This is a genomic window from Thalassobius vesicularis (assembly GCF_004799325.1).
Classification (GTDB): domain Bacteria; phylum Pseudomonadota; class Alphaproteobacteria; order Rhodobacterales; family Rhodobacteraceae; genus Thalassobius; species Thalassobius vesicularis.
The window spans coordinates 164,722-177,098 of the sequence record NZ_SSMD01000007.1 but is presented as its reverse complement, the minus strand read 5'-3'; the positions used below and the strand labels follow the sequence as shown (position 1 = coordinate 177,098).

11 protein-coding genes and 1 tRNA gene are annotated in these 12,377 nt (G+C 60.4%); 9 read left to right on the top strand and 3 right to left on the bottom strand.

The window, feature by feature from the left end:
- Positions 1 to 375 precede the first annotated feature (375 nt).
- Together E7681_RS14845 and E7681_RS14840 are read left to right on the top strand one after the other, a co-directional pair.
- Positions 376 to 774, top strand: a complete 399-nt coding sequence (locus E7681_RS14845; RefSeq protein WP_281302332.1) for a DMT family transporter — start codon at positions 376 to 378, stop codon at positions 772 to 774.
- Positions 775 to 829: 55 nt separating this feature from the next.
- Entirely contained in the window at positions 830 to 1,342 is a 513-nt protein-coding gene (locus E7681_RS14840; protein ID WP_158524522.1) for a TetR/AcrR family transcriptional regulator, read from the top strand.
- A gap of 160 nt (positions 1,343 to 1,502) precedes the next feature.
- Here E7681_RS14840 and E7681_RS14835 read toward each other — a convergent pair whose 3' ends face one another.
- From E7681_RS14835 to E7681_RS14825, 3 genes are all read right to left on the bottom strand, one after another.
- Positions 1,503 to 2,525, bottom strand: a complete 1,023-nt coding sequence (locus E7681_RS14835; protein ID WP_136340094.1) for a hypothetical protein — start codon at positions 2,523 to 2,525, stop codon at positions 1,503 to 1,505.
- A gap of 607 nt (positions 2,526 to 3,132) precedes the next feature.
- Positions 3,133 to 3,216 (bottom strand) — tRNA-Leu (locus tag E7681_RS14830).
- Between the two features lie 79 nt (positions 3,217 to 3,295).
- Entirely contained in the window at positions 3,296 to 4,951 is a 1,656-nt protein-coding gene (locus E7681_RS14825) for an NAD(P)H-hydrate dehydratase (RefSeq protein WP_136340093.1), read from the bottom strand.
- Positions 4,952 to 5,124: 173 nt separating this feature from the next.
- Between E7681_RS14825 and E7681_RS14820 the strand changes: the two genes are divergently transcribed.
- From E7681_RS14820 to E7681_RS14795, 7 genes are all read left to right on the top strand, one after another.
- Positions 5,125 to 5,463, top strand: coding sequence for a P-II family nitrogen regulator (locus E7681_RS14820; protein ID WP_136340092.1), 339 nt, complete (start codon positions 5,125 to 5,127; stop codon positions 5,461 to 5,463).
- Positions 5,464 to 5,494: 31 nt separating this feature from the next.
- A complete protein-coding gene (gene glnA, locus E7681_RS14815; protein WP_136340091.1) occupies positions 5,495 to 6,901 on the top strand; it encodes a type I glutamate--ammonia ligase in 1,407 nt (468 codons plus the stop codon).
- 307 nt (positions 6,902 to 7,208) lie between these two features.
- Positions 7,209 to 8,231 (top strand): hypothetical protein, encoded by a 1,023-nt coding sequence (locus E7681_RS14810; protein WP_136340090.1) that lies wholly within the window; start codon positions 7,209 to 7,211, stop codon positions 8,229 to 8,231.
- Positions 8,232 to 8,389: 158 nt separating this feature from the next.
- Positions 8,390 to 9,598, top strand: coding sequence for a bifunctional alpha/beta hydrolase/OsmC family protein (locus tag E7681_RS14805; protein WP_136340089.1), 1,209 nt, complete (start codon positions 8,390 to 8,392; stop codon positions 9,596 to 9,598).
- A 109-nt stretch (positions 9,599 to 9,707) separates the two neighbouring features.
- Entirely contained in the window at positions 9,708 to 11,015 is a 1,308-nt protein-coding gene (gene purB / locus E7681_RS14800) for an adenylosuccinate lyase (protein WP_136340088.1), read from the top strand.
- 64 nt (positions 11,016 to 11,079) lie between these two features.
- Complete coding sequence (locus tag E7681_RS18880; protein ID WP_168733219.1) at positions 11,080 to 11,229, top strand: carbohydrate-binding module family 14 protein; 150 nt, start codon at positions 11,080 to 11,082, stop codon at positions 11,227 to 11,229.
- 56 nt (positions 11,230 to 11,285) lie between these two features.
- Positions 11,286 to 12,374, top strand: a complete 1,089-nt coding sequence (locus tag E7681_RS14795; protein ID WP_136340087.1) for a flagellar motor switch protein FliG — start codon at positions 11,286 to 11,288, stop codon at positions 12,372 to 12,374.
- Positions 12,375 to 12,377 lie beyond the last annotated feature (3 nt).

The window sequence follows — 12,377 nt, the reverse complement described above, 5'->3', positions numbered from 1 at the left end:
ACTACATAAACGGCTTCTACAATCCGCGCCGACGGCACTCAGCCCTCGGCTGGAAAAGCCCCGTGGCCTTCGAACGGAAAGTGGCCTAAACGAGCACTTGGGGCGGCACAAAAACGGGACAGGTCCAATCTGCTTTCAAGACCCAAAGAGAGTGCAAGCATAAGCTGTGAGAGCGCCGTGAATCCTCGTTGATCTCGGCTATGCAGCAAAGTTGGCCAGGTGGCGGGAGATCGAGTTACGACCAAGGGGGGCGGCAAGCGGAGGTTCGCTGCGGCTTGTCCCGAGGTCTGCACTGCGGACAAAGCAGACCTTTCCCTTTCGAGAACAATGACCGCTCTGATGACTAAAAACCACAAATAACGTAGAAGAGTGGCCTTGAAAGAAACCATTCGTATGGTATGTTTATCGAAAATCGACGGAGATGTTGAAATGAACGCCATGCTTGCTGCCTACACGGCTCTGGGAGCCGCCATTATCCTAGAGGTCAGCGGTTCGACCCTGCTGAAATTGTCCCAACAGTTTACGAAGCTGTGGCCATCTCTCGGGATGCTGGTCTGCTTTATCCTGTCCCTTTACTGTCTTTCTCTTGCGTTGAAGATGGTGCCTCTTGGTGTGGCCTACGCCGTTTGGGCTGGTCTCGGCATCGTCCTGACGGCGGTGGTCAGTGTCGTCGTGTTTAAGATGGCTCTGGATTTCTGGGCGGTAACGGGAATTGCTATGATCGTCGGCGGTGTGCTTGTCATGAACTTGCTGTCTGGTAGCGTCTCACATTGAGATGCCAGAAGCACATAAACGCGTCAAAGACCCACAAGCCGTTAGACGCCGCCTCATGGATGAAGCCAAAAAGCTCGCCATTGAAAGCGGCATCTCGGCAATAACAGTTCAAGCCGTTGCGTCTGCTGCCGGTGTCACTAAAGGCGGCTTCCTTCATCACTTCCCGAGCAAGCAGGCCTTGATTGATGCGATCTTCGAGGAAGTCTTAGACCAACTGGCTTCTGAGATTGGGGCTCGGGCCTCGAAGGATCGTGTTGCGCATGGAGCGTTCACCCGTGCCTATATTGATCTGGCCTTTGGTGGTGAAGAACCGGCCATGGATCAGACATGGATCGCTCTTTCGCTCCTCATGCTGGATGATCCGGCTCTTCGGATGAAATGGACAGAGTGGCTGAATGACCAACTCTCTGAATACGGTGAAGATCAAGGCAACGTCGAACTAAGCATTGCTCGGTTTGCCGTAGACGGAGCTTGGCTGGCCCAACACTTCGGGGTGGCGATCCCGGAGCGGAAGAGTATGCACGAAGCTCTGACGAAGAGTACCTTTTCCGCTGGCAAACGAGGATAGCTCGCGACCCACTTTCCGAAAGCGGTCGTTCGTGCGACGCGCAGCATTCTGTATTCTGGGCTCCTAACTGCCGTTCGCGGCACACAACACGACCGTCCGCTATGGGCCGGCACCGTAGACTCAGCAGCGTTGTTGTCCCTTAATAACGATTGTCAGAAAATCATCCCTCCATTCTCGGACCCACGACGCGCGTGGGTAAATCCCTACTTGCTGGTTGTCCTCGCTTGTGCGCCCGAACCCGTACCACTTTTCCGTCGGCGTACCGTCTTTCATGTTCGGCCACCCAATGCTCAGTTGGCGCAGCTCGGCTTGCGGCCCGTGCTTGCTCAAAGCGAAGCCTAGCCTTTCGCTCAGTCAAGTGTCGCTCGCCTGCCGGTCCAATTCTAATAGTAACATGAGATTTGAGAACTTCAGTCATCCAAGCCTTGCCAAACTTCCGCGCTGTCTTGGCCTGTGATGTTGATAGGCTTGCAACTTCTTGCGATATCAAGTCGTCCTCACGCGCAGCTAGAGCAGCGAAGAGCATAAACCCGACTACCATCTCGTATGTGAGGTGACCTTTGTGTTCCTCGAAGTATTCCCTCAACGAAGCTTCATCGGGCAACAGTCCTGCCCTCATTAATCCCGCTAGTACTGTCCGCTGAGGTTTCCAAAGGGTGCCATTAAAGTCGGGCCGACCATCTCTTGATTTCGGTATCTCCAGAACGAAGGGCGCATCAAAGAAGATGGTGTCCGTAATTGCTGAGAAGAGGCGCACGCTCAGTTTGTCGGGAGAACGATTATCAAAGAGGAACCCTCGCTGATGCCGGTTGCTCAGTCCTTCTTTCTCCAGGGTCGTTACTCCTCGAGCACAACGGTCTTCCCACAGTTTGCGGTCGTCATACTCTATCCAAATGAGGTCACGCGGAAGTTCGATATCGCGCACATAGTCTCGAATATTGGACTCAGGTCGATCCTCCCATGGCATGCCTTGGACATCCATCCTCAACGAGTCGAGATAATTGGTAGCGTTGTGATCGAGCAAATAGATCCTCGCCGAGGAAAGGTCGCTAAGAACTTGTTGCCAATGCTGACGGATTTCCTCGGACGAGACCCGCTGCCCATCAAGGCCGTGCATATCCACAGGTATTTCGTTTTCGATGTGGTGGCCAAACTTAAGAGCGATCGTCTTATAAAGGATCATTGATTTTACTCAAATTTTAGGTGGGCGTATCTCTGGCGGATCGAATACCCGACAGTGTCATACCCAAGACCTTAGAAGCGAGATGCCGGTGCGTGTACTCTCCTAGCCTCGCTGCACTTGGCAACCGACACAACGGAAAAACGGAGATCCGGAGGCTCAAAGACTAGTTAATCATGCCTTCTGATTGCTGGCATTGTCCACATTCTGGGACGTCCGCTTTGGGGAGTCGCGTCGCAGCAACTCTAGGCGCGACGAGGTAACTACTAAGGGCCGGAAGCAATCTTCCTATAGCCAACACAGGGTATAGCCCCCCTCAATGATCGCATGCAGAACGAACACAACCTCAAGGCGCATTTCAGATGCCGTCTCCCCCAAAAAAACAGTGTCGATTTCATGTTTTGAACTGCTTTTGCAAGATCACCGATTTCCCGAAATCAGGCTTGCACCGCCTAGAAAACGATGGTCTTCCAGAGTGGTTGACGCACAATAATTCGTACCTACCCAGAATGATGATACTTTATAACATTGTAAAACCGGGTGTAAAACTCGCATTTTTTACAAAATGGTGACCTTAATAAATTTCGAAAATAATCTTTTAAAATCAATGTGGTGCGGGTGAAGGGACTCGAACCCCCACGCCAAAGGCGCCAGAACCTAAATCTGGTGCGTCTACCAATTTCGCCACACCCGCAACCCAAGCCCCGCCCAAAGGCAGGTCCGGCGTTCAATAGCAAACCGCCGAACCGGATGCGAGGGAAAAAATCCGCCGCTCAGACCCGTCCGGCTTCGCCCGAAATGACCCGGCGGAGCACCCCTGGCAGTTGCTCTGGCAGGTCCTCGGCAATCAGGCCCGGCCCGAACTGCCGCGCGCATTCCACATGCAGCCAGGCGCCGGTCGCGGCGGCTTCGAACGCCGCATATCCCTGTGCCAGAAGCCCCGCGATCAACCCGGCCAGCACGTCTCCGGACCCTGCGGTGGCCAGCCACGGCGCGGCGCGCTCATAGACTGCGGCATGAATGGCGCACTGCCCTTGCGGCGTCGCGATGACCGTATCCCGGCCCTTCAGCAGCACCGTGCAGCCGGCCTCGGCCGCTGCGGCGCGCACTGCATCGACCTTGGAAAAGGACTGGGCCGACGGGGTACTCAACCGCGCCTCTATTTCGGGAAAAAGTCGTTTGAATTCACCATTATGCGGGGTCAGAACGCAATTTTGGTGCAGCAAATTCCGCAGCTGATCATCGCGTGCGACCAAGCTGAGCGCATCCGCATCCAGAACGGTTGGCCTTCCGGTTTTCAGCACGGTTTCCACCAACGCGGCATGGTTGGGCCCAAGGCCGAGGCCCGGTCCGATGCAAATCGCGTTCAGCCGCGCATCGGTCAGCATTTCCGCCATCGCACCGGCGTCGGGCACCGCCCGCATCATCGGGGCCGTGATTTGGGCGGCGACCTCGGCGGCGGCGTCCGGCGGGACGGCCAGGCTGACCAACCCCGCACCGACTCGCAGCGCCGAGCGGGCGGCCAAACGCGCAGCCCCCGTGCGCCCTGCCCCTCCGGACACGATCACGCCATGTCCGAACGAGAATTTATGGGTATGCCCTGCATGGATGTTACGCTCGGACTTGACCGGCACACGCAGGGGCGACAATGCGTGCCGACGATCCGGCACCACGGACCGATCCGTGACCAGCACGGTTTGCGGCAGCCTCATCGCCCGTCCCGCCCCCGTTTCGCGCCATTTCCGAAGCCCGATATCCTTGACCGCCAGTTTCCCACACAATCCCGGCCCGTCGGCCAAGAATTGCCCCTGCTTCGGGCTGTCGAAGGTCACGGTCAGCGCGGCGAAGCGGTTATGTCCGTGCGCATAGCTGCCGTTCGCTGTTCCCAGCAGCCGACCGCTGTCCAGACACAGACCCGACGGCGCGTCGATCGCCACTATATAAGGCGCGTAATCATCCCCGTTGCGGCCCGCCAAATGGGTCAGCACGCTCCACGCTTCTCCGCTGACGGGCCGGCTCATCCCGGTGCCGAACAGCGCATCCACATAAAGGTCCGCATACCCGGCCCCTGCCGCCCGAAACGCTCGCTCGGACAGCGGCTGCACGTCCCCCAGCGCCAGCCAGCGCCGATAGTTGGTCTTCGCGTCCGGTGGCAGCTTTTCAGGATCGCCAAGGGAAAAGACCGTCACATCCCAATGCAGATCCCGCAACAGGCGCGCGACGACATAGCCGTCCCCCCCATTGTTGCCCGGCCCACACAATACGATTGCCCGGCGCGGAGACAGCCGATAGGACGGCCATTCCTCGAAAACAGCCTCGACCACGCCACGCCCGGCGCGCTCCATCAGCTCCAGCCCGGTCACCTCGCCCGACTCGATGGCAGCTTGCTCGATGCTGCGCATTTGTGCAGCTGTCAGAATTTCAGTCATACTTGCGGACCCAGCGATTCAATTTCGATTATTTTTTGTGCATTGCGCTCAAAGAATAGTCATTCTATGGGCTTTCCCATGACCCCTTGCAGCACCTTGACCATAGTCAATTGTGGCCGCTGTATGAAAGTGTTCTGTCGCTTGCGACAAGTCTGGTGAGGAGATCCAAGGCGATGAAAAAAATCGAAGCGATCATCAAGCCCTTCAAGCTTGATGAAGTGAAAGAAGCGCTGCAAGAAGCCGGCATCCAGGGCCTCAGCGTGATCGAAGTGAAGGGCTTCGGTCGTCAAAAAGGGCACACTGAATTGTATCGCGGCGCAGAGTATGTCGTGGACTTCCTGCCCAAGGTTAAGATCGAGGTCGTTCTGGACGACGACCTGGTGGACGGCGCGATCGAAGCGATCATTGACGCCGCCAAGACCGACAAGATCGGCGACGGCAAGATTTTCGTTAGCCCCGTCGAACAAGCCATTCGCATCCGCACCGGTGAATCCGGCTCGGACGCGCTGTAATAACCCCAAATAAACGAAAGGGATTAAGGGAATGAGCAAGGACGCAGTTCTTAAACTCATCAAGGACGAGGACATCGAATACGTCGATATCCGCTTCACCGATCCGCGCGGCAAGCTGCAGCACGTGACCGTTGTTTCGGACCTGGTTGACGAAGATTTCCTGGAAGAAGGCTTCATGTTCGACGGTTCGTCGATCGCAGGCTGGAAGTCGATCGAAGCATCGGACATGAAACTGATGCCCGACACCGAGTCGGCCTACATCGACCCCTTCTATGCCGAAAAGACCCTGTGCATTCACTGCTCGGTCGTCGAACCCGACACCGGCGAAGCATATTCCCGCGACCCGCGCGGCACTGCGGCCAAGGCAGAAGCCTACCTGAAATCCTCGGGTATCGGCGATGTGGCCTACTTCGGCCCCGAAGCTGAATTCTTCCTGTTCGACGACGTGCGTTACTCGGTGAAGCCCTCGAAAGTGTCGTTCTCGATCGACGCCGAAGCAGCAGCCTGGAACACCGATACCGAAATCGAGCACGGCAACCTGGCTCACCGCGCTGAACACAAGGGCGGCTACTTCCCGGTCAACCCCGTTGACGAAGCGCAGGACATCCGCGGCGAGATGCTCTCGACCATGAAGCGCATGGGCATCAAGGTCGACAAGCACCACCACGAAGTGGCGACCTGTCAGCACGAACTCGGCATGATCTTCGGTGGTCTGGTCGAGCAAGCCGACAACATCCAGAAGTACAAGTACGTCATCCACAACGTGGCGCACGCCTACGGCAAGACCGTGACCTTCATGCCGAAGCCCATGAAGGGCGACAACGGCTCGGGTATGCACGTGAACATGTCGATCTGGAAAGACGGCAAGCCCCTGTTCGCAGGCGACAAATACGCCGACCTGTCGGACGAGGCGCTGTACTTCATCGGTGGTATCCTGAAGCACGCCAAGGCCCTGAACGCGCTGACCAACCCGTCGACCAACTCGTACAAGCGTCTGATCCCCGGTTTCGAAGCCCCCGTTCTGCGCGCCTACTCGGCACGCAACCGCTCGGGTTGCGTCCGTATTCCGTGGACCGAATCGCCGAAAGCCAAGCGCGTCGAAGCTCGTTTCCCCGATCCTTCGGCGAACCCCTACCTGGCCTTCGCAGCACTGCTGATGGCTGGCCTGGACGGCATCAAGAACAAGATCCACCCCGGCGAAGCCTCGGACAAGAACCTGTACGACCTGCCCGCCGAGGAACTGGCCGGCATTCCGACCGTCTGCGGCTCGCTGCGCGAAGCCCTGGACGAGCTGAAGGCCGACATGGACTTCCTGCTGGCCGGCGACGTGTTCACCAAAGACCAGCTCGAAGGCTACATCGACCTGAAAATGGAAGAAGTCTACGCCTACGAGCACACCCCGCACCCGATCGAATACCAGCTGTACTACAGCTGCTGATCCGGTTCGGACAAGGTTTGGAAAGGGCGCCCTCGGGCGCCCTTTTCTGTTGGAAGCCATGCAACCAGAGCGGTACTGGGCCAAACCCAAACCGAATCATCCAGCCACAGATTCCTTTCGAAAAAACAAAAACTGCAGGGTACGCGGGCACCACTTGCGTAAAATTTTGCGCCACTGTTCACCCACTGGGGACAGTATGGACCAGGCCGCAGGATTACCCCGGAGTCTTCGAATTTCCGTCATATTCTTACCCTTTTTCCCCTCCAGATTGAGCAGGAGAAAAAAGACGGCGGACTGGAGTTCTGTGATGAGCAAGGACGAACATAGGTATTCTTCAGGGCTGGTATTCCTGGCTTCGCGCAACTGCGACACGCTGGAACTCAGCACCAGCCTTCAGCGCGTGCTGGAGGCCAACGGCCACCGCATCTGCGGTGTGCAGGTTCTGTCTGACACGCATGTGCAGGTATCCTCGGACATCCTGAAGCTTGAACTTTCCGTTCCTGAAAACGGCGGCAAGCGCGGCAAGGCCGACGACCTTGGCGACACCGCCAGCGCGCAGGAAATCATGGAAAAGGCCGGGCTGATCATCGAGGTGACGCTGACCCAGCCCCAGGAAGACGGCCTTGCACCGGCCAAGCGCGCCACGCAGGCGACCCTGGCCAGCCTGACCTGCCAGATGGCTGTCTGGCTGGAACCCGATTACATTCAATGGCTTAACGAAGACACACTGCTGGACACGCATGATTTCGTAAAGGCCGTGGCCCGCGTCATGCCCCGCCGCGTCAAGCGCCCTGAGCATGTCGAGGCCGTTCGCCCCGCCCGCCCCGTTCTGGCCATGCCCAAGCCGCAACTGGCCACCGCGATGGCAACTGCCACGGCCGCGCCGGTGCGCCCGGTGCATCCGACCGTGACGCCCTCGGAACGTCCGGCCACCACCCGCGGCGCGGCGCGTTTCCCCGACGTGGACATGACCTCGCGCCGGCTGGAATCCGAGTATGACACCCGCAACCGCCGCGCAATCGAGCAGTCCGACCTGCACGAGCTGTCGGACCTGCGCACCAGTTTCCGCGATGAGAACGACCAGATCGAGGCGCAAGGCATCGCCTCGCCGCGCAACAGCGTGGCCCGCATGGCGACCTGGTTCGTGTCGATCACCGTCGGCGTGTTCTCGATGCCGCTGGCCGCCTTCCTGATGATCTACAACCTGTTCCGCGGCGAGGATTTCCGCCTGTCGGCGCAGATGCTGTCCCTGTCGGGCCTGTTCGCCGCGCTGAACGCCAATGGCGCGACGGCGGATGTGCTCCACATCGTCACGCAGATCGTCGGCTAAGCACCTGCACACACAGGCAAACGGCCATCGCGTTCCTTACGCGGTGGCCGTTTTGCTGCGCGCGGCGGCTCAAATTCGCGTGACGCGCGGACGGATCGGGTGGTGTACGCCTGCGCGCGCTCCTACTCTGTGCTCAACAGACCGCAGCGGAGTATCCCATGCCTTCCGAAAGGTTCACATTTGCCGGCCATGACGGCACCCAACTGGCCGCGCGTCTGGATATGCCGGATGGCCCGCATCAGGCGACGGCGATCCTGGCCCATTGCTTTACCTGCACCAAGGACATCGCCGCCGCGCGCCGGATCAGCCAACGGCTGGCCGGGTTGGGCATCGCCGTTTTGCGTTTTGATTTCACAGGGTTGGGGCATTCGGCAGGTGAGTTTGCGAACACCTCGTTCACTTCGAACGTCAACGACATTCTTGCCGCGGCAGCGCATCTGCGCACCCGTAGCATGGCGCCCAAGCTGCTGATCGGCCATTCGCTGGGCGGGGCCGCCGTCCTGCGCGCCGCCCAGCAGATCGAAGGGATCAAGGCCGTCGCCACCCTGAACGCGCCTTTCGACCCGGCGCATGTTCTGAAAGCGTTCGAGGCGGATATCCACACCATCGAATCCGAAGGCTGCGCGCAGGTCAAACTGGGGCATGGCAGCTTTCCGATCACCGACAGTTTTCTAGCGGATGTCAGCCAAGCCAAGCTGACCGACGCGATCGCCCATCTGCACGCCGCCCTGCTGGTGATGCACGCCCCAAGGGACGAGGTTGTCGGGATCGACAACGCCACCGGCATCTTTGTCGCTGCCAAGCACCCCAAAAGCTTTGTCACGCTGGATGATGCCGACCACCTGATCTCGCGCGCGGAGGATGCCGATTACGCCGCACAAGTGATCGCCGCCTGGGCCGGGCGCTATCTGGGTCTGAAACACCCCGCCCCGCCCCCCGGTGCCCCCGAAGGCGTCGTGCGCGTGACCGAGGCGGACCCCAACGGCTTTCTGCAGGACATCCAGAACGGCCCGCATCACCACGCCGTCGCGGACGAACCGCTGGCCTATGGCGGCACCAATCGCGGGATGACGCCCTACGGCTTTCTGGCGGCCGGTCTGGGGGCTTGCACCTCGATGACCGTGCGCATGTATGCCCGGCGCAAGGGTTGGCCCCTGACTCGCATCCGCGTGGACGTCACACAGGGCAAGGTTCACGCGCAGGACGCGGGGACCTCGGACACGCTGGACCACTTCACCCGGCTGATCCACCTGGAGGGCGACCTGACCCCCGACCAGCGCGAGAAGCTGCGCCAGATCGCCGACAAATGCCCCGTGCACGGCACCCTGACCCGCGGCAGCAAGGTCACAACCCTGCTGGCCGACTAACAAGGCCACCCAGAGAGGCCCAAACACGGGCATATCGCCGCCCCGCCCTTGCCGCGCGGGGCGTGCGGCGTTAAAGACCGCGTGAAACCCAAGTTCCCGAGGAAAGCCGATGATCCCGCGTTATGCCCGCCCCGAGATGGTCTCCATCTGGTCGCCCGAAACCAAGTTCAAAATCTGGTACGAGATCGAGGCCCATGCCTGCGACGCTCAGGCAGATCTGGGCGTGATCCCGCGCGAAAACGCCGACGCCGTCTGGAAAGCCAAGGACGTGGATTTCGACGTGGCCCGCATCGACGAGATCGAAGCCGTCACCAAGCATGACGTCATCGCCTTCCTGACCCACCTGGCCGAGCATGTCGGTTCCGAAGAGGCGCGTTTCGTCCACCAGGGCATGACCTCGTCGGACGTGCTGGACACCTGCCTGAACGTGCAGCTGGTGCGCGCGTCGGACATCCTGATCAAGGACGTCGAGGCCCTGCTGGCCGCGCTGAAGAAGCGCGCGATGGAACACAAGATGACAGTGCGCGTCGGCCGCAGCCACGGCATCCACGCCGAACCCACCACCATGGGCCTGACCTTTGCCCGCTTCTACGCGGAAATGGACCGCAACCTGGCCCGCCTGAAACTGGCGCGCGAGGAAATCGCCACCGGCGCGATCTCGGGCGCGGTCGGCACCTTCGCCAACATCGACCCCCGCGTCGAAGAGCACGTCTGCGAGAAACTCGGCCTGAAGCCCGAGCCGATCAGCACCCAGGTCATCCCGCGTGACCGTCATGCGATGTTCTTTGCCACGCTGGGCGTGATTGCCAGCTCGATCGAGAACGTCGCCATCGAAATCCGCCACATGCAGCGCACCGAAGTGCTGGAAGGCGCGGAATTCTTCTCGATGGGCCAAAAGGGCTCGTCGGCGATGCCGCACAAGAAGAACCCGGTGCTGACCGAGAACCTGACCGGCCTGGCCCGTCTGGTCCGCATGACCGTGGTCCCCGCGATGGAAAACGTCGCCCTCTGGCACGAGCGTGACATCAGCCACTCCTCGGTCGAGCGCGGCATCGGCCCGGACGCCACGATCACCCTGGATTTCGCGCTGAACCGTCTGACCGGCGTCATCGACAAGATGCTGGTCTTCCCGCAGAACATGCTGGACAACATGAACAAATTCCCCGGCCTGGTGATGTCGCAGCGCGTGCTGCTGGCCCTGACCCAAGCCGGCGTGTCGCGCGAAGACGCCTATTCGATGGTCCAGCGCAACGCGCTGAAAGTCTGGGAAGACCGCGTCGATTTCCGCGAACTGCTTCTGGCCGATGCCGAGGTTGTGGCCGCGTTGGGCGAGGAGGCGATCAACGCCAAGTTCGACATGGACTACCACACCAAGCACGTCGACACGATCTTCCGTCGGGTGTTCGGCGAAGCCTGATTTCTCGGGAATCGGTTTACATGTTATGCTCCCTGTCGTGTCACCCACGACAGGGAGTTTTCGTATGATCCGCCTGGTACTGACCGCCCTCATCCTGGCCGCGCCCATGCCAGCGCTGGCGCAATGCCCCTCGGGCCACGAGCAGGCGATGTCCTGCGCCGATGGCAAGGTTTGGGACAAATCGTCGAAAAGCTGCATCAGCGCGACGGGCTAAAGGCATTTTTTACCCTTCCCTGCTTTTGTGACCCCGGTCACAGACGTGAGGCAAGGATGAGCGAAACGAAACAGTTGGCACGGATCACACCGGCCAAGAAAGAGGTGCCTGCCCCCGCAGTCCCCTCTCCGCAGCGGCGCAAGTCCGGCCTCAGCCGCCGCCAGAAGGCCGCGATCATGGTGCGCTTCCTGCTGAGCGAGGGGGCGGATCTGGATTTTTCCGCCCTGCCCGAGGCGTTGCAGGCCGAACTAACCCTGCAACTGGGCGACATGCGCCTGATCGACCGCGAAACCTTGGCCAGCGTCGTCGCCGAATTCGCCGGCCAGCTAGAGGAGATCGGCGTTACCTTCCCCCACGATCTGGCGGGCGCGCTGATGATGCTGGACGGGCGCATCCACCCTCGCACCGCCGCGCGCCTGCGCAAACAGGCGGGCGTGCGCCAATACGCGGACCCGTGGGATCGTATCCGCGCGTTGGATTGCGCCGCCCTCGTCCCCATTTTCGAGGAAGAATCGACCGAGGTCGCCGCCGTCGTCATGTCCAAGCTGGACGTGCCCCGCGCGGCCGAGGTGCTGGCCCTGCTACCCGGCGACAAGGCCCGCCGCATCACCTATGCCATGTCACTGACCGGCGCGGTGACGCCTGATGCGGTGGACAGGATCGGCCTGTCGCTGGCCGCCCAGTTGGACGCCCGCCCTGAACGCGCGTTCGAGGACGGCCCGGACAAGCGCGTCGGCGCCATCCTGAACTACTCCCCCTCGGCCACGCGCGATGAACTGCTGGCCGCGCTCGAAGGCGACGACGCCGATTTCGCGGCGCAGGTGCGCAAGGCGATCTTCACCTTTGCCGACATCCCCGCCCGCATCACACCGCTGGACGTGCCCAAGATCACACGCTCGGTGGACCAGTCCGTTCTGGTCGCCGCCCTCGCCCATGCCAGCGCCTCTGGTGTGCAAGAAGCGGTCGATCATATCCTGTCCAACCTCTCGGGCCGCATGGCCGACGCGCTGCGTGAGGAGATCGCCGAGGCCGGCACCATCAAGCCCAAATCCGGAGAGGAGGCGATGTCCGCCGTCGTCTCCGGCATCCGCCAGCTGGAGATGTCGGGCGAGATCACCCTGATCACCGAGGACGAAGACGGCTGAACC

Excerpts from the sequence above, each read along its gene's own strand:
- E7681_RS14840 (WP_158524522.1), top strand. The coding sequence starts at position 830 with ATGGATGAAGCCAAAAAGCTCGCCATTGAAAGCGGCATCTCGGCAATA.
- E7681_RS14835 (WP_136340094.1), bottom strand. The coding sequence starts at position 2,525 with ATGATCCTTTATAAGACGATCGCTCTTAAGTTTGGCCACCACATCGAA.
- E7681_RS14825 (WP_136340093.1), bottom strand. The coding sequence starts at position 4,951 with ATGACTGAAATTCTGACAGCTGCACAAATGCGCAGCATCGAGCAAGCT.
- E7681_RS14820 (WP_136340092.1), top strand. The coding sequence starts at position 5,125 with ATGAAAAAAATCGAAGCGATCATCAAGCCCTTCAAGCTTGATGAAGTG.
- glnA (WP_136340091.1), top strand. The coding sequence starts at position 5,495 with ATGAGCAAGGACGCAGTTCTTAAACTCATCAAGGACGAGGACATCGAA.
- E7681_RS14810 (WP_136340090.1), top strand. The coding sequence starts at position 7,209 with ATGAGCAAGGACGAACATAGGTATTCTTCAGGGCTGGTATTCCTGGCT.
- E7681_RS14805 (WP_136340089.1), top strand. The coding sequence starts at position 8,390 with ATGCCTTCCGAAAGGTTCACATTTGCCGGCCATGACGGCACCCAACTG.
- purB (WP_136340088.1), top strand. The coding sequence starts at position 9,708 with ATGATCCCGCGTTATGCCCGCCCCGAGATGGTCTCCATCTGGTCGCCC.
- E7681_RS18880 (WP_168733219.1), top strand. The coding sequence starts at position 11,080 with ATGATCCGCCTGGTACTGACCGCCCTCATCCTGGCCGCGCCCATGCCA.
- E7681_RS14795 (WP_136340087.1), top strand. The coding sequence starts at position 11,286 with ATGAGCGAAACGAAACAGTTGGCACGGATCACACCGGCCAAGAAAGAG.